This window comes from Amycolatopsis sp. FU40, from assembly GCF_021903635.1.
GTDB lineage: Bacteria > Actinomycetota > Actinomycetes > Mycobacteriales > Pseudonocardiaceae > Amycolatopsis > Amycolatopsis dendrobii.
Genome location: NZ_CP091381.1, coordinates 745644 through 768776 on the forward strand (window position 1 = coordinate 745644; position 23133 = coordinate 768776).

The window sequence follows — 23133 nt, forward strand, 5'->3', positions numbered from 1 at the left end:
GGAGCACCCGCAATGGCTCTGCTGGACCGAGCACAGTGGTACGACATCGCCCGCGACACTCAATGGACTCCGCGTTACGTCACCGAAGCGGAGTTGTTCCCGCCGGAGCTGTCCGGTGGCGAGGGGTTGCCCGACGAGGTGTGGGCGACCTATGACGAGCCGTACAAGGTGAGCTATCGCGAATACGTGGACATTCAGCGGCAGAAGGACGCCGGGGCGTATTCGGTGAAGGCTGCGTTGGAACGCGCGGATTTGTACAACAAAGCCGACCCGGGCTGGATTTCGATCCTCAAGGAGCATTACGCGGCGGTGGCGCTCGTGGAGTACGGGGCGTCGTTCCAGGAGTCGCGGTTCGTGCGCTGGTCGAAGGCGCCGGGCATGCGCAACATGGCGACCTTCGGGATGCTGGACGAGATCCGGCACGGGCAGATCCAGCTGTACTTCCCGCACGAGTACGTGAACAAGGACCGCCAGTTCGAGTGGTCGCACGCGGCGATGTTCACCGACAACTGGGTCACCCTCGGCGCACGGCACTTCTTCGACGACGTGATGATGACCCGCGACGCCGTCTCGACCTCGATTTTCGCGAACTTCTCCTTCGAGACCGGCTTCACGAACCTGCAGTTCATCGGCCTCTCCGGCGACGCCGCGAAGGCGGGCGACTTCACGTTCTCCAAGCTGATCCAGAGCATCCAGTCCGACGAGGCCCGGCACGCGCAGCTCGGCACGCCGCTGCTGCAGATGCTGATCGAGAACGGCCAGAAGGACGAGGCGCAGAAGAAGATCGACATCGCGTTCTGGCGTTCGTACCGGCTGTTCACCATCCTGTCCGGAATTCCGATGGACTACTACGTCCCGCTGGACGTGCGCGAGGCGTCCTTCAAGGAATTCATGGAGGAATGGATCGTCACCCAGTTCATGCGCTCGCTGGAGGACCTCGGCCTCTCCAAACCGTGGTACTGGGACATTTTCCTGCGCGACATCTCCGAGCACCACCACGGCCAGCACCTCGGCACCTACTCGTGGCGGCCGACGCTGTGGTGGGACCCGGCGGCGGGCGTCAGCCCGGAGGAGCGCGACTGGCTGGAAGAGAAGTACCCGGGCTGGAACGACACGTTCGGCAAGGTGTGGGACGTCCTGATCGACAACTTCGCCAACGACCGTCCGGAAAAGACGGTGCCGGGCACGCTGCCGATCATCTGCAACGTCTCCCAGTTGCCGATCGTCGGCACGCCTTCCCGGACGCTGCGCGACATTTCGCTGGTCCACGAAGGACGGCGCTACCACTTCGCGTCCGAAGTGGACAAGTGGATCTTCGAAGACGACCCGGAACGCTACCGGCACCACAAGAACCTGGTCGACCGGTTCCTCGGCGGCGAGATCCAGCCCGCGGACCTCGGCGGCGTCCTGGAGTACATGGGCCTCGGCTCGGTCGGCCCGGGCGGCGACGACGCGCACGGCTTCTCCTGGGTCGACACCTACCGCAAGCAGCTCGTCAAGGCCGGCTGAAAGGAACGCTGATGGCCACCATTCCGCTCGCCGTGCACTTCGACGGCGACTTCGTGCTCAAACTGCTCCCCGCGGACAGCGAGCACACGATGGACGAACTCGCCGCCGCGGCGGCCGAGAACTCGGTCGGCGTCCACGTGCCCGACCAGCCCGGCCGGACGCTGCGGGTGCGCCGCCAGGGCGACGCGCAGCCGTTCGACCGGGCCAGCACCGTCGCGGCGGCCGGCCTCGGGCCGACCGAATGCGTCGAAGTCTATTTCGAGCGAGGAGGACCGGATGAGCACCGCTGAACCCATCGCCGACCCGGTCGGCCCGGTCCTCCAGGTCGGCGAGGTGGCGCGTGCCGTCGCCGACGCCGCGGTGACCGACAACCCCGGCTGCCGGGTCGACATCCGCGACCGCGGCTCCTACGTGCGGGTCGAGGTCGAGGGCGGCGAATGCGTCCTGCGCCGCGAGACCATCGCCGAGGAACTCGGCCGCCCGTTCAAGATGTCCGAGCTGGAGCTGATCATGCCCTCGTTCGTGGGCCGGATCGAGACCGGCGGCGACGTCTTCCGCTTCTACCTGGGCACTTCCGCCCGCAAGGAGGCCAGCTCGTGAGCACCCCGCTCAAGCCGCTCAAGACCTGGGGGCACCTCGCCGCCCGCCGGCGCAAGCCGAGCGAGTACGAGATCGTCTCCACCAACCTGCTGTGGCACACCCGCGACCCCGAGCAGCCGTGGGACGTCGGGCACACCGGGTTCATGGCGGAGCACTACCGCCGCTACCGCAACCAGAGCCCGATCACGCACCCGGACTGGAACGCTTTCCGCGATCCGGACGAACTGGTGTACCGCACGTACAACATCCTCCAGGACGGCCAAGAGTCCTATGTGGACGGCCTGCTCGACCAGCACGACGCCGAGGGCCACGACCGCGGTCTCTCGCCGGAGTGGGTCGCGGTGCTGGCCCAGCTGTACACGCCGAGCCGGTACCTGCTGCACACCGTGCAGATGGCCAGCGCCTACCTCGTGCACATGGCTCCGGCCAGCACAATCGCCAACTGCGCGGCGTTCCAGGCCGCCGACTCGCTGCGCTGGCTGTCCAATGTGGCCTACCGCACCGCGGAGCTGCGCCAGGCGCACCCGACGGCCGGGTTCGGCGAGCGCGAACGCGAGCTGTGGGAAGAACTTCCCGCGTGGCAAGGGTTCCGCGAGCTGATGGAACGCCAGCTGACCACATTCGACTGGGCCGAGGCGTTCGTCGCGCTGAACGTGGTGGCCAAGCCGGCGCTCGACGAGATCGTGCTGCGTCAGCTCGGCGTCAGCGCCCGGCGGCACGGCGACGTACTGCACGCGTTGCTGGCCGAATCCGCGTTGCGGGACAGCGAGCGCTCGCGGCGCTGGACCGAGGCGCTGGTCAAGCAGATGTCCGAAGTGGACTCGAACGTGCCGCAGCTGCGCGAGTGGGTCGCGAAGTGGCAGCCGCTCGCGGTCGCCGCGATCGAGGCGTACGGCGCGGAGGTGGCGGAAAACGCCGAAGCGGCGGAGAACGCGATCGGCGCGGTCCGGGCGTTCCAGCGGCAGCTCGGCATCGGAGGCTGAACCGGCCATGACGACCGAACACCAAGTCCTCCTGCGGGGGACCGGCGTTCGCTTTCCTTGCGCGGAGGGCGACACGCTGCTGCGTGCCGCCCTCCGCGCGGGGGTCGGCCTCAGCTACGAGTGCAACAGCGGAGCCTGCGGAAGCTGCCGGTACGAGCTGCTCGAAGGCGACGTCCGCACGCGCTGGGCGGACGCGCCCGGGCTCAGCGCCCGCGACCGGCGCAAAGGCCGCAGGCTGGCCTGCCAGAGCGAACCGGCCGGCGACTGCGTCGTCGACCTGAGCTCGGTGCCGGAACCCGCGCCGCACCGTCCGATCCGGCAGCGCGCCCAGCTGCGCGAGGTGCACCGGCTCACGCACGACATGGCCGAGTTCGTGTTCGTCGCGGAGAAGCACGCCGCGTTCAGTGCCGGGCAGTACGCGATGCTCGGCTTCCCCAGCGGCATCGAACGCGCGTACTCGATGAGCAATCTCGGAAACTGCCAGCGGGAATGGAAATTCGTCGTCAAACGGTCGCCGGGCGGGAAAGCGACGTCGATCCTGTTCGACGGGCTCGGCCTCGGCGAGACGATCGAGCTGGACGGCCCGTACGGCCAGGCGTACTACCGTGCCGGCGACGACCGCGACATCGTTTGCGTCGCAGGCGGTTCCGGACTCGGCGCGATGGTGAGCGTCGTGCTCGGCGCGGCTGCCCAGGCCGACGCCGCCGAGCGCACGGTCCATTTGTTCTGCGGCGGCCGTGCTCCGCGCGATTTGCACATTCCGGAAGCGATGGCGATGGCCGGGCGCCGGCTGCGCGCACTCCACGTGCACACCGCGGTTTCCGAACCCGGTTCGGCGGATTCCGGATCGCACCAAGGATTCGTCCACGAGGCCGTGGTCGCGAAACTGGGCGGAGCGCTGACCGACTTCACTTACTACGCCGCCGGGCCGCCCGCGATGACCGACGCGCTCGCCCGCGCGCTGGTGCTGGACGGCGGGCTCGCCGCCGACCGGCTCCATTTCGACCGGTTCAGCTGAGAAAGGAGCTTCCGCATGGGTTTCGTGCGGGTGTGCAGCCTCGACGACGTCTGGGAAGGCGACATGGAGTCGTTCGAGGTGGGGGACAAGGAAGTGCTGATCGCCCACCTCGACGGCGGCGAGGTCGTCGCGACCCAGGCGATCTGCCCGCACCAGCAGGTCGAACTGGTCGAGGGCGAACTGGACAAGAAGACCCTGATGTGCAAAAGCCACCTGTGGACGTTCGACCTCACCACCTGCCAGGGCATCAATCCGGGCCACGCGCAGCTCGCCCGGTACCCGGTGCGGCTCGAGGGCGACGACGTCTACATCGACCCCGACGGGGACACCCCGAAGATCGCGCATTCCTGAGAAGAATTGCCGGAACAGACAAGGAACAGCACTCATGGTTGCCATCAACTGCGACATGGGCGAGGCCTACAGCATCTACCGCTGCGGCGACGACGAGGGCATCATGCCCTACATCACGGTCGCGAACGTCGCCTGCGGCTTCCACGCCGCCGACCCGGTCGTCATGCGGCGGACGGTCGCACTGGCACACGAGCATTCGGTGAAGGTGGGCGCCCACCCGTCGTTCCCGGACCGCGACGGGTTCGGCAGGCGCGAGCTGAAGATGGAGCCCGAGGAACTCACCGCCGCGGTGGTGTACCAGGTCGGCGCGCTGACCGGATTCCTGGCCGAGCACGGAATGCCGCTCAACCACATCAAACCGCACGGTGCGCTGTACGGCCTCGCCTCGCGGGACGAGACGGTCGCGCGGGCGATCGCCGAGGCGGCTGACGTTTTCGACGTGCCGCTGATGGGCATGGCCAATACCGTGCACGAAAAGGTGTGGGGCAAGCGCAGCCAGGGTTTCATCGCCGAGTACTACACCGATCTCGACTACCGCGCCGACGGTTCGCTCATCATCACCCGCGAGCACGTCGCCTACGACCCGGCGATCGCCGCCGAACGGTCCGTGCGCGCGGTCACCGAGGGGCTCGCGACCTCTGTGGACGGTCAGGACATCCCGATGCGCGCGGACTGCATCTGCGTGCATTCCGACACTCCTGGCGCGGTGGATCTGGCCAAGAGCGTGCACGACGCCTTGACGCCGTACCTGACCTGAGTTCCCCTGATTGTCCCTACCGAACCGAGCGCGAGGTGACGCTGATGTCCCGTCTCGAAGTGGTTTCGCCCATTCCCGGGGTCTTTTACCGCAAGCCCGATCCGGACAGCCCGGATTTCGTCAAGCCCGGCCAGAAGGTCGGTGCGGACGACACGGTCGGGCTGGTCGAGGTGATGAAGTCCTTCTACCCGGTGCCCGCGGGCGCGGCCGGGACGGTCGTGGAGTTCGCTGCCGACGCCGAGGCGGTCGTCGACGCGGGCCAGCCGCTGGTAGTGCTCGAGGTGGACGCATGAAACGGTTGCTGATCGCCAATCGCGGCGAGATCGCGGTCCGGATCATCCGCGCGGCGAACGACCTCGGGATCGAGACGGTCGCGGTCGTCAGCGAGGCGGACCGCAACGCCGCGCACGCGCTGCTCGCCGATCAGGTCGTCCCGATCGGCCCGGCTCCGGCGACGAAGAGCTATCTGGTGGCGGACGCGATCCTCGCCGCGGCGAAGGAAACCGGCGCGGACGCGGTGCACCCTGGCTACGGATTCCTGTCCGAGCGCGCGTCGTTCGCCGCGGCGGTGGCGGACGCGGGGCTGACGTTCGTCGGTCCGGAGGCTTCGGTCATCGAGCAGATGGGGGACAAGGTTCGCGCGCGGCAGGTCGCGCAGGCGGCCGGGGTGCCGACGGTGCCCGGGACGCCCGGCGGAGTGTCCGATGTGGCCGAAGCGGTCGCGGCGGCGAGCGAGATCGGGTATCCGATCATGCTCAAGGCCGCGGCGGGCGGCGGCGGCCGCGGGATCCGGGTGGTCGCGAACGAGGCCGAATTGAAGGTCGCGTTCCCGCAGGCTTCGGGCGAGGCCGCGAGCGCGTTCGGCGACGGGCAGATGTACCTGGAGCGGTTCGTGCGGGCCGCGCGGCACGTCGAGGTGCAGGTGCTCGGCGACGGTTCCGAGACGGTGCACGTCTTCGAACGCGAGTGTTCGCTGCAGCGGCGGCGGCAGAAGGTGGTCGAGGAGGCTCCGTCGCCGGGCATCGACGAGCGGATCCGGACCGGGATGACGTCGGCGGCGGTGCGGCTGTGCAAGGAGGTCGGCTACCGCAGCGCGGGCACCTGCGAGTTCCTGGTGGACGACGACACCGGCGAGTTCTTCTTCATCGAGATGAACACCCGGATCCAGGTCGAGCACCCGGTCACCGAGCTGATCACCGGGATCGACCTGGTCGCCGAGCAACTGCGGATCGCGGCCGGGGAACCGTTGCGGTTCCGGCAATCGGACGTGACGAAACGGGGGCACGCCGTCGAGTTCCGCGTCTGCGCCGAGGATCCGGAACGGAATTTCCTTCCCGGTCCCGGAAAGATCGGCGACGTCCGGTTGCCGGGCGGTCCGTGGGTCCGCACGGACACCTGGCTCGCGCCGGGCAGCCAGGTCCCGCCGTTCTACGATTCCTTGGTGGCCAAGGTGATCGTGTGGGGCGACGACCGGACGACCGCGTTGCGCCGGGCGAAGCGGGCACTGTCCGAATTGGTCGTCGAAGGCGTTCCCACCACCACGACGCTGCTCATCGAACTGCTCGGGCAGCAATGGTTCGCCGACGGCGCGTTCACCACCGGGACGCTCGAAGAGTGGCTCACCCAGCGGGCGGAGGCGGGCGCATGAACGGCGCGACTCCCGCCCGGTACAGCTGGGGCGGCGACGAGCACATTTTCGTCGAGCTGGCCGAGGAAATGAGCCTGCAAGCCAACTTCCGCGCGATGGCGATCACCACGTCGCTGCGCGAGAACCGGCCGGACGGCGTCGTGGAGATCTGCCCGGCGAACGCGTCGTATCAGGTCCGGTACGACCCGGACGCGATCGAACCGCGCACCTTGATGGCGCATCTGCGCGACATCGAGGAGAAGGTCGGCGACGCCGCGGACTTCAGCCTCTCGACGCGAGTGGTCGAGATTCCGGTGCTGTATCAGGACCCGTGGACCACCGAAACGCTGATGCGCTTCCGCGACCGGCATCAGGACCCGGACGCCACCGACATCGAGTACGCCGCGCGGATCAACGGATACGCCGGGGCCGGGGAATTCATCGCGGCACACAGCGGCGCGCCGTGGTTCGTCTCGATGGTGGGGTTCGTCGCGGGCCTGCCGTTCATGTACCAGATGGTGCCCCGGGAACGGCAGATCGTCGTGCCGAAATACCTGCGTCCGCGCACCGACACTCCTAAGCAGACAGTCGGTTATGGCGGCTGCTTCAGCTGCATTTACTCGGTGCGCGGTGCGGGCGGGTACCAGATGTTCGGCATCACTCCGGCCCCGATTTACGATCCGGCGCAGGAACTGCCGGACTTCGAGGATTTCATGGTGTTCTTCCGGCCCGGCGACATCGTGCGGTTCAAGCCGATCGACCGGGACGCCTACGACGACTACGTCAAGGAGGTCGAGGCCGGGACGTTCCGGATCCGTTCGCGTCCGGTCGACTTCGGGCTGCGCGAGTACCTCGACGACCCGGACGGCTTCACCGCGGGACTGATGGAGGTGCACCGTGCCGATTGAGGTCCGCCAGCCCGGACTGGCCACGACGATCCAGGACGCCGGCCGCAACGGCTATTACGACGTCGGCATCCCGCCTTCGGGCGCGCTCGACCAGTACTCGTACTCGGTCGCGAACCGCTTGGTGGGCAACGATCCCGGGGCGGCCGCGCTCGAGTGTGTCTATCTGGGACCGGAGCTGCGTTTCACCGAGGACACCGTCATCGCGATCACCGGCGCCGAACTTCCGCCGAAACTCAACGGCGAGGAACGGCCGCTGTGGGAGGCGTTCGCAGTGCAAGCGGGCGATGTCCTCGCCTTCGGGTTCTGCAAGCGCGGCGCTCGCGCGTACCTCGCGGTGAGCGGCGGCGTCGACGTCCCCTTGGTGCTGGGCAGCCGATCCACCTACGGGCTGGGGAAACTCGGCGGGATCAGCGGCGCGCCGCTCGTCGCCGGGGATGTCGTCCCGGTCGGCTCCGGCGCTGGTGTGCCGGGGCGTTCTTTGCCGGAATCCTTGCGTCCGGCGTTGTCGAAGGAGATCGAAGTCCGGGTGGTGATGGGTCTTTACGACCACGTGCTCACCGACGCGGGCCGCGCGACGTTCCTGGACACCGACTGGACGCTCACCCCGGTCGCCGACCGCGTCGGTTTCCGGTACCAGGGCGCACAATTGGAGACCAAGCCGCGCACCCCGCCGTTCGGAGCCGGACAGGATCCGTCGAACATCGTGGACGCGCCTTATCCGATCGGATCGATCCAGGTTCCCGGTGGCGTCGAACCGATCATCCTGCACCGGGACGCGGTGTCCGGCGGCGGTTATATGATGGTCGGCACTGTCCTCAGCGGAGACTTGGACCTGGTGGCGCAGTCCGCGCCGAACACCAAAACCCGTTTCGTAGCGGTCGATCTGGACGAAGCGCTCGCCATCCGCCGCGAATACCGCGCTCGCACTCGGCGGGCCGTTGAATCCCTGAGCTGACAAGGAGTTCTCATGCCCCACGTCCAGATCGACTGGTTCCCCGGTCGCACCGCCGAGCAGAAACGCGAGCTCGCCGAGGTGCTGACCCGCGAGATCTGCCGGATCGGCAAGTGCGCCCCGGAATCGGTCGGCATCGTGTTCACCGACGTCGACACCGCGAACTGGGCGCGGGCGGGCAAGCTTTTCTCGGACAGCTGATGACCGCCCTCCGCTCCCACGTCCTGATCGACGCTCCCGCCGACGCGGTGTGGCAGGTCATCGGCGACCCCGCATCGGTCGCCGATTGGTTCCCGTCGATGAAGTCCTCCACCGGCGACACCCGGCACCGCACCGTGGTACTGGGGGACGGATCGATTCTGGAAGAAGCCGTCGTCACCCATGACCCGGCCCGGCGGCGGCTGCAGTACCGGGTGACCGGCGGCGATCTCCCCGTCATTGACCACCTCGGCACCGTGGACGTGCTGGAGATCGACGCGGGCCGGTCGATCGTCGTGTACAGCACGGAAATCTCGCCGGACTCGCTCGCCGACGCCTTCGACGCCGCCATCAGCGAGGCCGTCGCTGCCCTGCCTGCCCACCTGTCGTGAGGTCTGTGAAGGACTCCTTGGGGGAAGCAGATTCCCTCAAGGAGTCCTTCACGGCTTTTCCGCGAGCCGGTAGCCGGAACCGCAGGGGATCAGGCGGCCGCCGGTGGGCGGGGTGAAGTGCGTGCCCAGTACGAGCGCACCTGAACCGGCCAGTTCGGCGAGGAGGCGACGGCGGGTCTTCTCGGCTTCCGCCGGGTCGATGTCCACGGACGCGCCGATCTCCGGGTGCGCGAACTGCACCGGATGGTGCACCGCGTCGCCGGTGATCAGCGCGGTTTCGCCGGAGCCGGCCAGTTCGATCGAGACGTGTCCCGGGGTGTGGCCGGGCGTCGGCAGCAATCGCACGCCGGACACGATTTCCACTCCGTCCGCGGGGACGTCGACCAGGTCCAGCAGGCCCGCGCGTTCCACCGGCAGCACCGAATCCTCGAACATCCGCCGCCGCGGTGCGTCCATGGCATAGCCCGCCCAGAAATCCCGCTCGGCGCGGGCGGTGACGTACCGGGCGGAGGGGAACGTCGGCACCCATTCGCCGTCCTGCTCACGCGTGTTCCAGCCGACGTGGTCGGCGTGCAGGTGAGTGAGCAGCACCAGGTCCACCTCGTCCGGCGCGAACCCGGCGGCGGTCAACGCGTCCAGGTAGCCGGTGCTGAGGTCGTGCCACGCCGGGTTCGCGCGGGTCTTCCCGTTGCCGATCCCGGTGTCGACAAGGATCTTCATCCCGTCCTTTTCGAACGCGAAACTGTGGCTGTGCAAGCGGATCGCGCCGCCGTCGGCGAAGTCCGGCCGCAGCCAGTCCTCGCCCGAGACGACTTCCGCGGTCGCGCCGGGGAGCAGCCACGGTCCGGTCGCGGCGGGGAATTCGATCTCGTCGATCCGGTGGACAGCGATCTCGCCGACGGTCCAGGACATGAGCCAGCGCCTCCTTAACGCAACATGTTTGCGTTAAGCGACAGTAGCCGCTACCGTCGCTTAAAGCAAACGCTTAGCTTTTAGGAGCCCTAGTGTCCGACCTGACCCCCGAGCAAGCGGCAAGCCTGGCCGCCCGAGCCGGATTGCCGCTGGATACCGCCAGACACCCCGACGTGGCCGCCGTCGCCAACCACATCCACTCCGTGGTGACCGTCCTGCGCGACCTGGATTTCGGCGACACCCCACCGGCTTCCCTCTACCGCGCGGAGGAGGACGTCCGTGTCGCTGGCTGACCTCACGCTCGCCGAAGCCTCCGCCGCGATCCGGGACCGGCGCGTGTCGCCGACAGAGCTGGTCGAGGACGTCCTGGCGCGCATCGACGAGGTAGAACCCCGGCTGCACGCGTACGTCACGGTGGACGCCGACCGCGCCCGCGCGGAAGCCGCAGCGCTCGGCCGGATCCGCGGCCCGCTGCACGGCATCCCCATGGGGTTGAAGGACCTGATCGACGTCGCCGGAACCGCGACCACTGCCAGTTCCCAGGTCCGTGCCGGACATCGCGCCGAGCGGGACAGCGCCGTCGCCGCGCGGCTCAAGGCCGCCGGAGCGGTCCTCCTCGGCAAAACCCACACGCACGAATTCGCTTACGGCCTCACGACTCCGCAGACGCACAACGCCCGCAACCCGTCTCGCGTCGCCGGGGGATCGAGCGGCGGCTCGGCAGTGGCCGTCGCCGCGGGCGCCGCGACGTTCGCCCTCGGCACCGACACCGGCGGCTCGATCCGGGTCCCCGCCGCGCTGAACGGAGTCGTCGGCCTCAAGCCGACCTACGGCCTCATCCCGCGGAACGGCGTGACGTCGTTGTCCTGGTCGCTGGACCACGTCGGCCCGATCACCCGCACCGTCGCGGACGCCGCGCTCGTCCTGTCTGTCCTCATCGGACAGTCGTTCCCCGTCGGCGAAGACGTGGCCGGTCTCCGCGTCGGAGTGCCGGGCAACTACTACTTCGACCGCCTCGACCCGACGGTGGAAGCCGCTGTCCGCGAAGCCGTCGGCCACCTCGCCGAACTGGGCGCGGAGCTGGTCGACGTCGAAATCCCGATGACCCGCTACCTCCAGGCAACGCACTGGGGCCTGATGGTTCCCGAGGCCACGGCGTATCACGAACGAAGCCTGCGGACCGTGCCCGACCAGTACGCCGCCGACGTCCGGGTTCTGCTGGAGGCCGGCGAGCTGATGAGCGCGGGGGACTACCTGCGCGCCCAACGCGCCCGCACCCTCATGCGCCAGGAATGGACGCGGCTGTTCGACAAGATCGACGTCCTCGCCGCGCCGACCGTCCCGATGACCGCTGTTCCGGCCGGACAGGAGACGGTCACGTGGCCGGACGGAAGTGTCGAAGCGGTCTCGGACGCGTACGTACGACTGTCGGCCCCCGCGAACATCACCGGCGTACCAGCGCTAACCCTCCCGGTCGGCGAAGACCTCGACGGAATGCCGATCGGCCTGCAACTACTCGCCCGGCCGCACAGCGAATCCGTGCTGCTGCGGACCGGACACGCCCTGGAACAGGCGCGGCTTAAAGTGGCACGGTGAGCCAGAAGCGGATGGTGCGCCCGGGCGGGCGCAGTGCGCGAGTCCAGGAATCGGTGCACGCCGCCGTCCGCGACCTGATCGCCGAATCGGGCCGGGACGCGCTGACCGTGCCGCAGGTGGCCGCCCGCGCGGGCGTCACGCCCTCGACGATCTACCGGCGCTGGGGCGATCTGCAAGAACTCCTGTCGGACGTCGCGGTCGAACGGCTGCGCCCGGAAGCACCGCCGGAGGACCGCGGTTCGCTGGCCGAGGACCTGACGGCGTGGACCGAACTGTTCCTGGACGAAATGTCCTCGCCCGCGGGCCGCGCCTACATCCGCGACGCGCTGCTCGGCGACCCGGACGGCAGCAACGCCGGCCAGTGCTCGGCGTACGCCGTCGACCAGGTGGAAGTCGTGCTGGCCAGGGCGGCCGCCCGGGGCGAGGCCGCGCCGGCGGCGGACACGGTGATGGACCGGGTGGTGGCCCCGATCATGTACCGGATCCTGTTCCGTCCGGACGGCCTCGACGCCGCCTACGCGCGCCGGCTGGCGGCTGAAGTGCTGGCTTAGAACCAGTGCACGCAGTGCGGCGCGCGATCCGACCGGAACAACGCGTCCGCCAGTCCGGCGGCTTCTCCGTTGTGCGCCTGGACGTGACCGGCCCGGACCAGCACGCTCGGCAACGTGCCGCCGAGATAGACCGACCCCAGATCGCTCACGTCCAGCGACAGATCCGGCGCGAGATCCGTCCGCACGCACTCCGCCTTCCCGTCCCGCACCCTCAGCAGGTACCGGCCGTGTTCTGCCAAGAAGGGGTCCGTCACGTCGAGGACCAGCGATCCGTCCGTGAACCAGCCCCGGCTGGTCAGGGCGCGCGGGACGTCCAGCAGCCGCACCCAGAGCCAGTCCGTCGTGGTGGGCTCGCCCGCGCGCAGGTCCGCCAGCTGCCAGCGCAGGGGATTCCCTGGCGGGAGGTGCCTGAAGTCGATCTTCTTCACCAGGTCGTGTCCCAGCAGGTACTGGGTGAGCGAGGTGAAAGCCGCGTCGTCGACAGCGATGACCTCGTCGACTGTCAGGGCGGTGTCGTTGACCAGGTAGCTCGCGTACCCGTCCGCGGTGCCGTCCGCGTCCCGGTGCACGACGAGGTAGCGCGGCTCCGGCCCGGTCGGCGGGTGTCCCGCGCCCAGCGCCCACCAGCGATGCGGCCGCGACAACGCGCCGGGCTGGGTGCGGCGGTAGCGGTCGTAGATCTCTTCCAGCAGCTCGCCGCAGTCGACGCGCCGGAGCAACTCGACGGAGCCGGTCGCGACCGCCGTGCCTCCGCGTGGGGTGCCGAAAGCGGAGCGGTGCCGCTCGACGGTCATCTGCTCCGTGAAGGTCGCCGGTCCGTAGCCGAATCGCCGGTAGATCACCGCTTCGGAGCAGAGCAGGACGGACAGGAACTCGCCCCGGGCACGGACGTCGGCGAGGTGTTCCTGCATCATCGCGCGGAGCACGCCCTGGCGCCGGTGCGTCGGCAGCACACCGACGGCCGTGACCCCGGCGGCGGAGGCGAGCACGTCGCCCGGCAGCGTGAGGTCGAAGGAGTACGCGCCGGCGGTGCCGACCGGTTTCCCGTCCGGCGCGTGGGCGATCAAGCTCCGTTCGCTCTCGAAAGCGCCCAGGATTCCGCTGCCCGCCGAATCGGGCCAATACCGGCCGAACGCGGCTTGGACGGTGCTGAAGAAGAGCTCGTAGTCGTTGTTGTGCCGGATTTCCATGGCAGGAGGCCCCCAGGAGCTGACGGTGTCTCCCAGTATCCCAGCCGCGCTCCCGGGGGCAGGCAAGCGATTTACGCCTGAAGGGCTCCCGGCTGGACGCGCGCCTGGAATTTCTGCAGCAACGCGGCCGCGACGCTCACCGCGATCACCGCCGGTTCCTTCCCGGCGAGGTCCGGCAGCCCGATCGGGGTCGTGATCCGGGACAGTGCCGCCTCGTCGTGCCCGAGGCCGGTCAGCCGTTTCCGGAACCGCGACCATTTCCCGGCGGACCCGATCAGCCCGATCGACCCGCAGGCGCCGCTGCGCAGCGCCGCGTCGCACAGCGCGATGTCCTCGGCGTGGTCGTGCGTCATGATCAGCACGTGCGTGCCCGCGGGCAGCTCCGACAGCACCGTCTCCGGAAGCAACGGAACCTGGTGGACGTGCACGCTGGCCACGGCGTCGTCGAGCACGGCCAGCCGTTCCGCGGTCAGCTGCGCCGGCCTGCTGTCGATCAGGTGCAGCGAAACCTCGTGCCGGGCGAGCACCCGCGCCAGCTCGAGGCCGACGTGCCCGACCCCGAAGACCGCCACCGCCGGACGCACCGGAAGCGGCTCGAACAACAGCGTCATCGTCCCTCCGCAGCATTGCACGCCGTGCTGGTAAGGAGCCTTGTCGGACAACGAAAGCGTTTGCAGCACCGGCGCGGTCGCGTTGTCCCGCAACAACTCCCGGGCCCGCTCGATCGCGACTGCCTCGGCGTTGCCGCCGCCGATCGTGCCGTGGCATTCCGCCGAGCCGACCACCATTTTCGCGCCGCCCTCGCGCGGGGTGTGCCCGCGCGAGGACGTCACCGTGACGAGCACGCCCGGCAGCCCCGCGTCCCGCAGGTGCTGGACCGCGCTGAGCCAGTTCACGGCTGGCCCACCAGATCAGGTACCTGCGCCTCGACCGCCGGAGCTGCGGTGACCGCTCGGTCGATCGCCCAGAACACGGCCTCCGGCGTCGCCGGCGAAGCGAGGTCGACGCTGTGCCCGGGCTCGCCGAACGCGGCGACCGCCTGCCGCAACGCTTCGCGCACCGCGAAAGCCAGCATCAACGGCGGTTCGCCGACCGCCTTCGAGCCGTAGACCGCGCCTTCTTCGGCGGCATCGGTCAGCAGCGTGACGTTGAAGACCTCCGGCATCTCCGACAGGCTCGGCAGCTTGTACGTGCTCGCCGCCTGGGTCGCGAGCCGTCCGCGCGAGGGCCGGCCGGACTCGTCCCAGCGCAGGTCTTCCAGCGTCAGCCAGCCCATGCCCTGCACGAACCCGCCCTCGATCTGGCCGATGTCGATCAGCGGGGACAGGCTGTCTCCGACGTCGTGCACGATGTCGACCCGCCGCGTCCGGTACGCGCCGGTGAAGTCGTCGATCTCGACCTCGGCCAGCGCCGCGCCGTAGGCGAAATACTTGAACGGGGTGCCGCTCATCGTCGCGGAATCCCAGCTCAGGCCCTCGGTCCGGTAGTACCCGGCGGCCGACAGGTGCACCCGGTCGAAGTAGGCCGCGTGCACCAGTTCGTCCCAGCCGATCTCCTCGCCGGACGGGGTGCGCGCGACCCCCCGGACGATCCGGACGTCGCTCTCGGGCACGCCGAGCTTGCCCGCCGCGACGGCGAGCAGCCGGTCGCGGATCTGCTCGCAGGCGTTCTTGACCGCGCCGCCGTTGAGGTCCGCGCCCGAACTCGCCGCGGTGGCCGACGTGTTCGGCACCTTGTCCGTCCGGGTCGGGGCCAGCCGGACCTTCTCCGGCGGCACGCCCAGCGCGGTCGCGGCCACCTGCAGCATCTTCGTGTGCAGGCCCTGGCCCATTTCGGTGCCGCCGTGGTTGATCAGCACCGAGCCGTCCTTGTAGACGTGCACCAGCGCGCCGGCCTGGTTGAACGCGGTGAGGTTGAACGAAATCCCGAACTTCACCGGCGTGATCGCGAGCCCGCGCTTGGAATGCGCGTGCTTCGCGTTGTACGCCGCGATCTCGGCCTGCCGCTGCTCGGCGTCGCCCGAGTCCAGGAGCTGCTGCCAGATCCGGTGGATGCGTTCCGGGTGCCGCACCGGCATGCCGTACGGCGTTTCCTGGCCCTCGGAGTAGAAGTTGCGCCTCCGCAGCTCGGTCGGGTCGATGCCGAGCAGCGGTGCGCAGCGGCCGAGGATGTCCTCGATCACCAGCATGCCCTGCGGCCCGCCGAATCCGCGGAACGCGGTTTGCGACGTCTTGTTCGTCTTCGCGATCCGCCCCAGCGCGCGGACGTGCGGGATCCAGTACGCGTTGTCGACGTGGCACAACGCGCGGGCGAGCACCGGCTCGGACAGGTCGAGGCTCCAGCCGCCGTCCGCGGTCAGCACGACGTCCAGCGCCCGCAGTGTGCCGTCGGCGTCGAAACCGACGCTCCATTCGGCGTGGAAACCGTGCCGTTTGCCGGTCATCGTCATGTCCTGGGTGCGGGTGAGCCGCAGCCGCACCGGACGTCCGGTGAGCGTGGCGCCGAGCGCGGCGACGGCGGCGTACCCGTGGGGCTGCCATTCCTTGCCGCCGAACCCGCCGCCCATCCGCAGGCTCTGCACGGTGACCTCGTGGCTGTGCTTGCCCAGCACGTGCGCCACGATGTCCTGCGTTTCCGACGGATGCTGCGTGCTGCTCTGCACGAAGACCTGGTCGGACTCGTCGACGTGCGCCAGCGCGCACTGGGTTTCCAGGTAGAAGTGCTCCTGGCCGGCGAAGTCGAACTCACCGCGGAAAACGTGCGCTGAGCTGGCCATCGCCGGATCGACGTCGCCGCGCGCCACCACTCGCGGCTCGCCCTGGAAACTGCCCGCGGCGATCGCTTCGCCGACGGTCACCAGCGACGGCAGCGCTTCGGTGTCCACCTCGACGGCCGCCGCGCCCAGCCGGGCCGCTTCCAGCGTCTCGCCGAGCACCCAGGCGACCGCGTGGCCGAAGAACATGACCTCGGACGGGAACAGCGGTTCGTCGTGGTGCACGCCGGAATCGTTGACGCCGGGCACGTCGGCCGCGGTGAGGACCCGGACCACGCCGGGTACGGCTTCCGCTGCCTCGGTGCGGATCGCGAGCACCTTCGCGTGCGCCTCGGTTACCTGTACAGGGTATGCGTGCAGGACGTCTTTCGTGCGGGCGACGAGGTCGTCGGTGTACAGCGCGGTGCCCCGGACGTGCGCGGCCGCGGCCTCGTGCGGGCGGGCGATCCCGATGGACGGGCTTTCCGGGCGTTCCGAAAGTGCGCTCATGCTCGTGCTCCCTCAAGAGAGTCGGCGTGCAGTTTCAGCAGGCTGCGGCCCAAGGTCGCGGCGCGGTAAGCGGCGCTCGCGCGGTGATCGTCCATCGGCGTGCCCTCGCCGCGCAGGATTTCCGCCGCGGCGCGGACGGTTTCCTCGTTCCAGGACTGCCCGACGAGCGCCGCTTCGGTGTCTTTGGCGCGAATCGGTGTCGCGGCGACGCCGCCGAGGCCGATCCGCGCGGTGCGCACGAGACCGTCTTCGATGTCGAGCGCGAACGCGACCGCGACGCTGGAGATATCGTCGAACCGTCGTTTGGCGACCTTGTGGAACGCGGTGGTTCCGGCCAGCGGCAGAGGAATGCGCACCGACCGGATCAGTTCGTCGTCGCGGCGGACGCTTTGCCGGTATCCGGTGAAGTACTCGTCGAGCGGCACCTCGCGCTCTCCGTCTACAGAGGACAAAACGACACTTGCGCCGAGTGCGAGCAGCACCGGTGCGGAGTCGCCGATCGGCGAACCGGTGCCGAGGTTCCCGCCGAGCGTCGCGGCGTTCCGGATCAGCCGCGACGCGAACTGCGGGATCAGCTGGCTCAGCAGCGGCACCCGGCCGTCGAGGCGGCGGTCCATTTCGGTGAGGCTCAGCCCGGCCCCGATTTCGATCGTGTCCGCGCCGATGTCCAGCACCTGCAGTTCCGGCACGCGGTCGATGGCGACGACGCAGTCCGCCCGGACGCCGCGGATGTTCACCTCGACGCCCCAGTCCGTCGACCCGGCCACGAAAGTCGCGTTAGGACGGTCGTGGCGCAATTGCAGCGCTTCGGCCCAGTCGGACGGCCGGAGATAGTCCCGCCCGCCGTCATGCAGTCGCGTCGCAACGGGTTCCGGTGCGCGGCAGGTTCGCCGCTGTGCCAGCGGATCCTCGGCCGGGGGAGCGCCGAGCGCGTGCGCGGCGTCGCGGATCGGCCGGTATCCGGTGCAGCGGCAGAGGTTTCCGCTCAGCGCGTGGATGTCGAAGCCGTTCGGCGCGTGGTCGTCGCCGGTCGCGTCGCGGTCGCTGCGGTAGTACTCGGCGGCCATGCTGCAGACGAATCCTGGAGTGCAGTAGCCGCACTGGGATCCGCCGCGCACGGCCATTTCGTGCTGCACCGGGTGCAAGTCCGCTGTGGACCCGAGACCCTCGGCCGTCCACACCTCCTGCCCGTCCAGCGAGCCGACCGGGGCGAGGCACGCGTTGATCGCGACCAGGTCCGTCGGGGATTCGACGCCGGGCCGCGCGACCAGGATCGCGCACGCGCCGCATTCGCCTTCGGCGCAGCCCTCCTTGCAGCTGGTCAGGCCCTGTCCGCGAAGCCAGTCCAGTGCCGTGGTGTGCACGGGAACGGCGCCGATCGCGGTGCGTTTCCCGTTGACGGTCACCTCGGGGTCGACCATCGGAGTTCCTCTCGTCTTTTCTCGGCTGGGGCCACGGCCGCCGACGCGCCGGGCCGGCGCGGGTCAGGGGACCGTGGGGGAGTAGCGGCGACGGGACTCGAGCCCGTGCGCGAAGCGCGACCGAGCGGGGGAACCGCTCAGTGCCGCGTTGGCCAGCCGTGCGCGACGCGCCCCTTGTTCCAGGCGGACTGGCGCGTGCGCTGACGGAGGTCGGCGAGCTGTCCGGAAGTCAGCAGCATCGCGCACCTCCTCGAGAGCGAACGGAACGGGCGGTGCGGGCGCACCGCCGTCGACGAAGCGTAACGCCGGTCTCAGGCCGAGACAAGGGCCGGGGTCGCCCGGAAGGAGACCCAGGACACACTCCTCTATACCCCCATGGGGTATAGAGTTCGTGCCGTCGAGAACGAGCGAAGGAGAGTCCGATGAACGTCAACGGCACCGCACTTTCGACCGGCGAGGTCCAGCTCGGCGTGGTGCACGCCCCGGCGACGGCGGGCGAGGACGGCGAGCTTTCGTTCACCGTCGCCACTGCCGGCGGGCAACCGGTAACCAAATACGAGGAGGCGCACGGCAAGCAGTTGCACCTGATCGTGGTTCGCGCCGACGGGGCGCACTTCCGGCACCGCCACCCGGTGCTCGACCCGGAAACCGGCGTCTGGACGATCCCGTGGACTTGGGCCGCGGCAGGCACCTACCGCGTCTTCGCCGACTTGACCCCGGCGGGCGGCGAGAGCGTCACGCTGTCGCGCACGGTCGAGGTCGCTGGCGACTACCAGCCGCAGGTCGCGGAACCGATCGCTGCGAGCGTCGTCGACGGCTACCAAGTGACCCTCGAAGGCACGCTCGCGGCCGGTGCCGGAACGCTGCTGACCGCCCGTGTAACCCGCGACGGACAGCCGGTCACCGACCTGGAGCCGTACCTGGGTTCGTTCGGGCACCTGGTCGCACTGCGCCAAGGCGACCTCGCCTACCTGCATATCCACGCGCTCGACGACGGGAAGCCCGGACCGGAGATCCGCTTCCACGCCGAGGCCCCGACGACCGGCCGGTACCTGCTGTACCTCGACTTCCAGGCCGCGGGCGTCGTGCGCACCGCCGCCTTCGTCCTCGACGCCGCCTGAGCAGCTTTATGCCGTGCTGCCGATCCCCTTGAAGAGAAAGCGAAAGACGATGACCACTGCCCAAGAAACCCGGCCGAACACCCTCCGCTGGCGGGCGCTCGGACTGATCGCCCTGGCCCAGTTCATGGTGATCATGGATACCTCGATCATCGGCGTCGCCCTGCCGCGCATGCGCGACGCTCTCGGCTTCACGCCCAGCACGCTGTCCTGGGTCTTCAACGCTTACGTGATCGCCTTCGGCGGCCTGTTGCTGCTCGGCGGACGACTGTCGGATTTGTTCGGCGCCAGAAGGCTTTTCGCCGCCGGCTGGGCAATCCTCCTGGCCGGTTCGGTGCTCGCCGGAGCCGCCGGGAACGTGCCGGTCGAACTCGCCGGCCGGATCGTGCAGGGCGCGGGAGCCGCGCTCATCGCCCCGTCCGCGCTGACACTGCTGATGATGCTCTTCGGCAGCAACCCGAAGGAGCTCACGAAAGCCCTTGCCCTGTACGGCGCGGCGGCTCCGGCCGGCGGTACCGCGGGAGTGTTCCTCGGCGGAGTGATCACCGAGTACCTGTCGTGGCCGTGGGTGTTCTACCTCAACGTGCCCATCGCGGTGCTCGCGCTGTTCGCCGCTCGCGCCGTTCTGCCCGGGGGAGCGACCGGAACCCGCGGCACGGTCGACGTTTTCGGCGCGCTGACCGTCACGCTCGGCTTGGGGACCCTGGTGTACGGCATCGTCCGCGCTCCGGAAGCGGGCTGGGCAGCCACCTCGATCGCTGTGGGCGCCGGCCTCGTACTGCTCGCGGTTTTCGTTGCCCGGCAGGCGAAAGCCCGCACTCCGCTGATGCGGCTGTCGATCTTCCGCGCCCCGCGGCTCGGCGCGGCGAACCTGGCGCAGGTGTTCCTGGGCGCGGCGTGGATTCCGATGTGGTTCTTCCTGAACCTCTACCTGCAGCAGGTGCTCGGCTTCCGCGCCTTCCCGGCCGGTGCGGCGCTGCTGCCGATGACCGCGCTGATCGTGCTGGGGATGATCGCCTTGGCCCCGCGGGTGATCGGCCGGTTCGGGGCGAAATTACCGATCGTCGCCGGGTTGCTGCTGCTGGCGATCGGGCTGGGCTGGCTCGCGCTGGTGCGTGCTGACGGAAGCTTCTGGGTCGACGTCCTGCCCGCGTCGCTCGTCGCGGCGCTGGGGATGTCGCTGGCCTTCATCCCGTCGCTCAGCACGGCGATTTCCGCGGCCCGGCCGGAAGAAGGCGGTCTCGCGTCGGGGATCGTGAACACCGGTTACCAGGTGGGTTCGGCGCTGGGGCTGGCCGTGATGACCGCACTGGCGGCCGCTTCGGGCGCGAGCGCGCTCGGCGACCCGGCGGCGTTGACGAGCGGCTACTCGGTCGCGTTCGCCGGCTCGGCAGTGCTCGCCCTGGCAGGTGCCGGCTTCGCGGCTCTGACCTTCCGCCGCCGGTAAGCGACGTGAAGGACTCCTTGAGGGAATCTGGTTCCCTCAAGGAGTCCTGCACGTCACGCCTTTGTCTCGGCGGGCTTCCAGATGCGGGCGTGGAGGCCGACGAACAGCAGCACGAACGCGACCGTCAGCAGGATGTGCCCCAGCCCGGCGATCCCGGCGATCGCCGCGCCGGATTCCTTGCCCAGCACGGTGAGCGTGCCGTGCACGACCATCCCGCCGACCGTGACGAGCATCCCGGCGTGGTAGATCCAGAAGAACGGCGCGAACGACCTGGTCGCCGACAGCGTGAACACCTTGTCCAGCACCAGGACGATCAGGAACACCAGCGTCCCGAGCGCGAGCAGGTGGGTGTGCACGATGGACAGCTGGGTGTCGCCGGTGAAGTCCTTCGCCTTGGTCAGCTCGCGGTAGTACAACCCGCCGAGCAGGCCGAGGATCGTGTAGATCGCGGCGGCCCAGTAGATCTTCTTCGTCATCGGTTCTCCTCGGCTCCGGCCCGGGCCGGCTGGTGGATCCGTCCGTCGACGACCTCGTGCACCGAGTCGACCCCTTCGAGGTGGGAGCGGTCGTGGGTGACCAGTACGGTTGCCGTCGCCTGCTGGTGCGTGATCGTAGTGAGCAGATCGACCACCGCCGCGCCGCGGTCCTGGTCAAGGGCGCTCGTCGGCTCGTCGACCAGCAGCACGGCGGGCTCGTTCATCAAGGCGCGCGCGATGTTGACCCGCTGTTGCTGGCCGCCGGAAAGCCGCCCCGGCCGGTGCGTCGCGCGATCGGCCAGTCCGACCGCGTCGAGCAGCTCCCTCGCTCGTTTCGCCGCCTCGCGGCGCGGCGTCCCGCTCAGGTGCGCCATGACTTCCAGCTGTTCCGCCGCGGTGAGCGACGCGAGCAGATTCGGTTGCTGGAACACGATCCCGATCGTGGTGCGGCGCAGTTCCGCCAGCGCGGCCCGGTCAAGGCCGGTGGTGTCGGCGCCGCCGACGACTACGCGTCCGCGATCGGGCCGGATGAGCGTCGCGGCGACGGCCAGCAGGCTCGATTTGCCGGACCCGGACGGCCCGACCACCGCGGCGACGCTCCCGGCGGGCACGTGGAGGTCGACCTGGTCGAGGGCGGTGAGGCGGGAATCGCCGTCGGGGTAGGTGAGGGTGATGCCGGACAGGTGCAGGCTCATCAGTGCGCTCCGGAGGTGAGGGCGGTCAGCGGGTCGACGGAAGTGATGCGGCGGACCGCGAGCGCGGCGCCGAGCACCCCGAGGAGCACCAGCACCGCGGCCGGGCCGAGCAAGGTGCCCGCGCTGAGCACGAACGGCACCGTTCCCGACGCGACCGCTCCGAGCGCGGCGGCGAGCCCGGTCCCGAGCGCGGTCCCGCCGACCAGCAGCACGACGACCTGGCCGAGAGCGTCGCGCAGCAGGTACCTGGTGGTCGCGCCGAGCGCTTTCAGCACCGCGATGTCGCGGCTGCGCTGGATCGTCCACACGGTGAAGAACGCGCCGATCACCAGCGCGGAGATCACGAACAGGAACGCGCGCATGAGCTGGAGCGAACCGTTTTCCGCCGAGTAGGAACCGATCGCGGACAACGCGTCGTCCTTCGTGACGGTCCGGGTGCCGAGGCGGGCGTCCGCGGCGGCGATATCGGCGGATGAGTCGGTGGTCACCGCGAGCACTGTCGCGTTTGGACCGTCGAGGTGCGTCCACACCACCGGGAGATGGCTGTACGACGCGTCTCCGGAGATCGCGGACACGGTGACTTTCTGGCCTTGCAAGGCGAGCTGATCGCCTTCGCGGGCCTGCAGCGCGTCGGCCGCGTCCGTGGACAACACGACCGTGCCCGGACGCTGATTTCGGACCCCGAACGACGCCAGCGTCGCGGTGCGCTCGCCGGCCGCGGCGCTGGCCGTGCTGATCGCGATCGGTTCCGCGCTGGTCACGCCCGGAACCCGGGCGTACTGCCCGGCCTGCTCACGGGTCACTGTGGACTGTCCGAACGAGAGCGATCCGCTGCCGGGTTCGGCGAAGACCAGGTGGTCGGCCTTCAATCCGGTGATCGCGGACGTGCTCTGCGCGGCCAGCCCCGCGGTAAGCCCGGACAACAGCCCGACCAGCAACGTCATCAGCACGACGACGGTCCCCATCAACGCGAACCGCCCCTTGGCGAAGCGCAGATCCCGCCACGCGACGAACATGTGCGTCCCTTCCTTCTCGATGTGCTTCCCAGCCTCGTCCGGACGGGGCGCGGGAACATCGCGCCGCGGATGGCATCCCGGGAATCGATGGGTGCACTCGCCGCTCAACCTTTCGATTGATGCGAAATCCGCCCGGGACACGGACAATCGGCGG

General features: G+C 69.4%; 26 protein-coding genes. 18 read left to right on the top strand and 8 right to left on the bottom strand.

All coding sequences use genetic code 11. The features are described 5' to 3' along the window. Positions 1 to 12: 12 nt before the first annotated feature. The 13 genes from L3Q65_RS04715 to L3Q65_RS04775 are packed head-to-tail and all read left to right on the top strand — an operon-like array spanning position 13 to position 9295. Complete coding sequence (locus tag L3Q65_RS04715; protein WP_182896624.1) at positions 13 to 1509, top strand: YHS domain-containing protein; 1497 nt, start codon at positions 13 to 15, stop codon at positions 1507 to 1509. Positions 1510 to 1520: 11 nt separating this feature from the next. Further along, positions 1521 to 1799 (top strand): toluene-4-monooxygenase system B family protein, encoded by a 279-nt coding sequence (locus L3Q65_RS04720; protein WP_182896623.1) that lies wholly within the window; start codon positions 1521 to 1523, stop codon positions 1797 to 1799. Then, on the top strand, positions 1786 to 2109 hold the full coding sequence (locus tag L3Q65_RS04725; protein WP_043840218.1) for an MmoB/DmpM family protein: 324 nt from the start codon (positions 1786 to 1788) through the stop codon (positions 2107 to 2109). The genes L3Q65_RS04720 and L3Q65_RS04725 overlap by 14 nt, the downstream gene beginning before the upstream one ends. Then, positions 2106 to 3092 (top strand): toluene monooxygenase, encoded by a 987-nt coding sequence (locus L3Q65_RS04730; protein WP_182896622.1) that lies wholly within the window; start codon positions 2106 to 2108, stop codon positions 3090 to 3092. The genes L3Q65_RS04725 and L3Q65_RS04730 overlap by 4 nt, the downstream gene beginning before the upstream one ends. Positions 3093 to 3099: 7 nt before the next feature. Beyond that, a complete protein-coding gene (locus L3Q65_RS04735) occupies positions 3100 to 4110 on the top strand; it encodes a 2Fe-2S iron-sulfur cluster binding domain-containing protein (protein ID WP_182896621.1) in 1011 nt (336 codons plus the stop codon). Between the two features lie 15 nt (positions 4111 to 4125). Beyond that, complete coding sequence (locus L3Q65_RS04740) at positions 4126 to 4461, top strand: Rieske 2Fe-2S domain-containing protein (protein ID WP_009076113.1); 336 nt, start codon at positions 4126 to 4128, stop codon at positions 4459 to 4461. Between the two features lie 34 nt (positions 4462 to 4495). Continuing rightward, a complete protein-coding gene (gene pxpA, locus L3Q65_RS04745; RefSeq protein ID WP_182896620.1) occupies positions 4496 to 5218 on the top strand; it encodes a 5-oxoprolinase subunit PxpA in 723 nt (240 codons plus the stop codon). Between the two features lie 44 nt (positions 5219 to 5262). After that, positions 5263 to 5511 (top strand): acetyl-CoA carboxylase, encoded by a 249-nt coding sequence (locus L3Q65_RS04750; RefSeq protein ID WP_037717008.1) that lies wholly within the window; start codon positions 5263 to 5265, stop codon positions 5509 to 5511. Further along, positions 5508 to 6866, top strand: a complete 1359-nt coding sequence (locus tag L3Q65_RS04755) for an acetyl-CoA carboxylase biotin carboxylase subunit (protein ID WP_182896619.1) — start codon at positions 5508 to 5510, stop codon at positions 6864 to 6866. The genes L3Q65_RS04750 and L3Q65_RS04755 overlap by 4 nt, the downstream gene beginning before the upstream one ends. Next, a complete protein-coding gene (locus L3Q65_RS04760) occupies positions 6863 to 7753 on the top strand; it encodes an allophanate hydrolase subunit 1 (RefSeq protein WP_182896618.1) in 891 nt (296 codons plus the stop codon). Before L3Q65_RS04755 ends, L3Q65_RS04760 begins: the two co-directional genes overlap by 4 nt. Continuing rightward, a complete protein-coding gene (locus L3Q65_RS04765) occupies positions 7743 to 8708 on the top strand; it encodes a biotin-dependent carboxyltransferase family protein (protein WP_237598866.1) in 966 nt (321 codons plus the stop codon). The genes L3Q65_RS04760 and L3Q65_RS04765 overlap by 11 nt, the downstream gene beginning before the upstream one ends. 12 nt (positions 8709 to 8720) lie before the next feature. After that, complete coding sequence (locus L3Q65_RS04770; RefSeq protein ID WP_237598867.1) at positions 8721 to 8906, top strand: tautomerase family protein; 186 nt, start codon at positions 8721 to 8723, stop codon at positions 8904 to 8906. Then, positions 8906 to 9295: an SRPBCC family protein gene (locus L3Q65_RS04775; RefSeq protein WP_237598868.1), complete on the top strand. Its 390-nt coding sequence runs from the start codon at positions 8906 to 8908 to the stop codon at positions 9293 to 9295. Before L3Q65_RS04770 ends, L3Q65_RS04775 begins: the two co-directional genes overlap by 1 nt. Before the next feature lie 48 nt (positions 9296 to 9343). Here the strand turns inward: L3Q65_RS04775 and L3Q65_RS04780 are convergent, their stop codons facing one another. Then, positions 9344 to 10207, bottom strand: a complete 864-nt coding sequence (locus L3Q65_RS04780) for an MBL fold metallo-hydrolase (RefSeq protein ID WP_237598869.1) — start codon at positions 10205 to 10207, stop codon at positions 9344 to 9346. A 92-nt stretch (positions 10208 to 10299) separates the two neighbouring features. On the opposite strand from L3Q65_RS04780, the gene L3Q65_RS04785 reads away from it, so the two are divergent. Genes L3Q65_RS04785 through L3Q65_RS04795 form a run of 3 tightly spaced genes read left to right on the top strand, consistent with a single transcriptional unit; the run spans position 10300 to position 12354 of the window. Then, positions 10300 to 10500 carry a hypothetical protein gene (locus L3Q65_RS04785; protein ID WP_237598870.1) on the top strand — a complete coding sequence of 67 codons (201 nt, stop codon included), beginning with the start codon at positions 10300 to 10302 and terminating at the stop codon, positions 10498 to 10500. Further along, complete coding sequence (locus tag L3Q65_RS04790; protein ID WP_237598871.1) at positions 10487 to 11803, top strand: amidase; 1317 nt, start codon at positions 10487 to 10489, stop codon at positions 11801 to 11803. The genes L3Q65_RS04785 and L3Q65_RS04790 overlap by 14 nt, the downstream gene beginning before the upstream one ends. Then, positions 11800 to 12354 (top strand): TetR/AcrR family transcriptional regulator, encoded by a 555-nt coding sequence (locus L3Q65_RS04795; RefSeq protein WP_237598872.1) that lies wholly within the window; start codon positions 11800 to 11802, stop codon positions 12352 to 12354. Before L3Q65_RS04790 ends, L3Q65_RS04795 begins: the two co-directional genes overlap by 4 nt. Here the strand turns inward: L3Q65_RS04795 and L3Q65_RS04800 are convergent. The 4 genes from L3Q65_RS04800 to L3Q65_RS04815 all read right to left on the bottom strand — a co-directional run bounded on the left by L3Q65_RS04800 (position 12351) and on the right by L3Q65_RS04815 (position 18227). Then, the gene (locus tag L3Q65_RS04800) at positions 12351 to 13544 is read right to left on the bottom strand and encodes a GNAT family N-acetyltransferase (protein WP_237598873.1); all 1194 of its coding nucleotides are present in this window, start codon (positions 13542 to 13544) and stop codon (positions 12351 to 12353) included. The two genes, L3Q65_RS04795 and L3Q65_RS04800, sit on opposite strands and share 4 nt — an antisense overlap. A gap of 71 nt (positions 13545 to 13615) precedes the next feature. Then, a complete protein-coding gene (xdhC, locus tag L3Q65_RS04805; protein ID WP_182896611.1) occupies positions 13616 to 14440 on the bottom strand; it encodes a xanthine dehydrogenase accessory protein XdhC in 825 nt (274 codons plus the stop codon). Continuing rightward, complete coding sequence (gene xdhB, locus L3Q65_RS04810) at positions 14437 to 16806, bottom strand: xanthine dehydrogenase molybdopterin binding subunit (RefSeq protein WP_237598874.1); 2370 nt, start codon at positions 16804 to 16806, stop codon at positions 14437 to 14439. The genes xdhC and xdhB overlap by 4 nt, the downstream gene beginning before the upstream one ends. After that, positions 16803 to 18227: a xanthine dehydrogenase small subunit gene (locus tag L3Q65_RS04815; RefSeq protein ID WP_237598875.1), complete on the bottom strand. Its 1425-nt coding sequence runs from the start codon at positions 18225 to 18227 to the stop codon at positions 16803 to 16805. The genes xdhB and L3Q65_RS04815 overlap by 4 nt, the downstream gene beginning before the upstream one ends. A 422-nt stretch (positions 18228 to 18649) precedes the next feature. Here L3Q65_RS04815 and L3Q65_RS04820 point away from each other — a divergent pair, with 422 nt between their 5' ends. Continuing rightward, entirely contained in the window at positions 18650 to 19348 is a 699-nt protein-coding gene (locus tag L3Q65_RS04820; RefSeq protein ID WP_237598876.1) for a hypothetical protein, read from the top strand. Positions 19349 to 19397: 49 nt separating this feature from the next. Further along, positions 19398 to 20792 (top strand): MFS transporter, encoded by a 1395-nt coding sequence (locus L3Q65_RS04825; protein WP_237598877.1) that lies wholly within the window; start codon positions 19398 to 19400, stop codon positions 20790 to 20792. 53 nt (positions 20793 to 20845) lie between these two features. On the opposite strand, the gene L3Q65_RS04830 is transcribed toward L3Q65_RS04825, so the two are convergent. Genes L3Q65_RS04830 through L3Q65_RS04840 form a run of 3 tightly spaced genes read right to left on the bottom strand, consistent with a single transcriptional unit; the run spans position 20846 to position 22979 of the window. Then, on the bottom strand, positions 20846 to 21268 hold the full coding sequence (locus L3Q65_RS04830; RefSeq protein ID WP_237598878.1) for a DUF2871 domain-containing protein: 423 nt from the start codon (positions 21266 to 21268) through the stop codon (positions 20846 to 20848). Next, positions 21265 to 21963 carry an ABC transporter ATP-binding protein gene (locus L3Q65_RS04835; protein WP_182896605.1) on the bottom strand — a complete coding sequence of 233 codons (699 nt, stop codon included), beginning with the start codon at positions 21961 to 21963 and terminating at the stop codon, positions 21265 to 21267. Before L3Q65_RS04835 ends, L3Q65_RS04830 begins: the two co-directional genes overlap by 4 nt. Further along, positions 21963 to 22979, bottom strand: a complete 1017-nt coding sequence (locus L3Q65_RS04840) for an ABC transporter permease (RefSeq protein ID WP_237598879.1) — start codon at positions 22977 to 22979, stop codon at positions 21963 to 21965. The genes L3Q65_RS04835 and L3Q65_RS04840 overlap by 1 nt, the downstream gene beginning before the upstream one ends. Between the last annotated feature and the right edge of the window lie 154 nt (positions 22980 to 23133).

Bases quoted from the DNA above. Each gene is read 5' to 3' on its own strand.
- L3Q65_RS04770 (WP_237598867.1), top strand. From the start codon at position 8,721: ATGCCCCACGTCCAGATCGACTGGTTCCCCGGTCGCACCGCCGAGCAG.
- L3Q65_RS04715 (WP_182896624.1), top strand. From the start codon at position 13: ATGGCTCTGCTGGACCGAGCACAGTGGTACGACATCGCCCGCGACACT.
- L3Q65_RS04725 (WP_043840218.1), top strand. From the start codon at position 1,786: ATGAGCACCGCTGAACCCATCGCCGACCCGGTCGGCCCGGTCCTCCAG.
- L3Q65_RS04780 (WP_237598869.1), bottom strand. From the start codon at position 10,207: ATGTCCTGGACCGTCGGCGAGATCGCTGTCCACCGGATCGACGAGATC.
- L3Q65_RS04735 (WP_182896621.1), top strand. From the start codon at position 3,100: ATGACGACCGAACACCAAGTCCTCCTGCGGGGGACCGGCGTTCGCTTT.
- L3Q65_RS04740 (WP_009076113.1), top strand. From the start codon at position 4,126: ATGGGTTTCGTGCGGGTGTGCAGCCTCGACGACGTCTGGGAAGGCGAC.
- L3Q65_RS04840 (WP_237598879.1), bottom strand. From the start codon at position 22,979: ATGTTCGTCGCGTGGCGGGATCTGCGCTTCGCCAAGGGGCGGTTCGCG.
- L3Q65_RS04820 (WP_237598876.1), top strand. From the start codon at position 18,650: ATGAACGTCAACGGCACCGCACTTTCGACCGGCGAGGTCCAGCTCGGC.
- L3Q65_RS04830 (WP_237598878.1), bottom strand. From the start codon at position 21,268: ATGACGAAGAAGATCTACTGGGCCGCCGCGATCTACACGATCCTCGGC.
- xdhB (WP_237598874.1), bottom strand. From the start codon at position 16,806: ATGAGCGCACTTTCGGAACGCCCGGAAAGCCCGTCCATCGGGATCGCC.
- L3Q65_RS04815 (WP_237598875.1), bottom strand. From the start codon at position 18,227: ATGGTCGACCCCGAGGTGACCGTCAACGGGAAACGCACCGCGATCGGC.
- L3Q65_RS04800 (WP_237598873.1), bottom strand. From the start codon at position 13,544: ATGGAAATCCGGCACAACAACGACTACGAGCTCTTCTTCAGCACCGTC.
- L3Q65_RS04760 (WP_182896618.1), top strand. From the start codon at position 6,863: ATGAACGGCGCGACTCCCGCCCGGTACAGCTGGGGCGGCGACGAGCAC.
- L3Q65_RS04750 (WP_037717008.1), top strand. From the start codon at position 5,263: ATGTCCCGTCTCGAAGTGGTTTCGCCCATTCCCGGGGTCTTTTACCGC.
- L3Q65_RS04720 (WP_182896623.1), top strand. From the start codon at position 1,521: ATGGCCACCATTCCGCTCGCCGTGCACTTCGACGGCGACTTCGTGCTC.
- L3Q65_RS04835 (WP_182896605.1), bottom strand. From the start codon at position 21,963: ATGAGCCTGCACCTGTCCGGCATCACCCTCACCTACCCCGACGGCGAT.
- L3Q65_RS04775 (WP_237598868.1), top strand. From the start codon at position 8,906: ATGACCGCCCTCCGCTCCCACGTCCTGATCGACGCTCCCGCCGACGCG.
- L3Q65_RS04755 (WP_182896619.1), top strand. From the start codon at position 5,508: ATGAAACGGTTGCTGATCGCCAATCGCGGCGAGATCGCGGTCCGGATC.
- pxpA (WP_182896620.1), top strand. From the start codon at position 4,496: ATGGTTGCCATCAACTGCGACATGGGCGAGGCCTACAGCATCTACCGC.
- L3Q65_RS04825 (WP_237598877.1), top strand. From the start codon at position 19,398: ATGACCACTGCCCAAGAAACCCGGCCGAACACCCTCCGCTGGCGGGCG.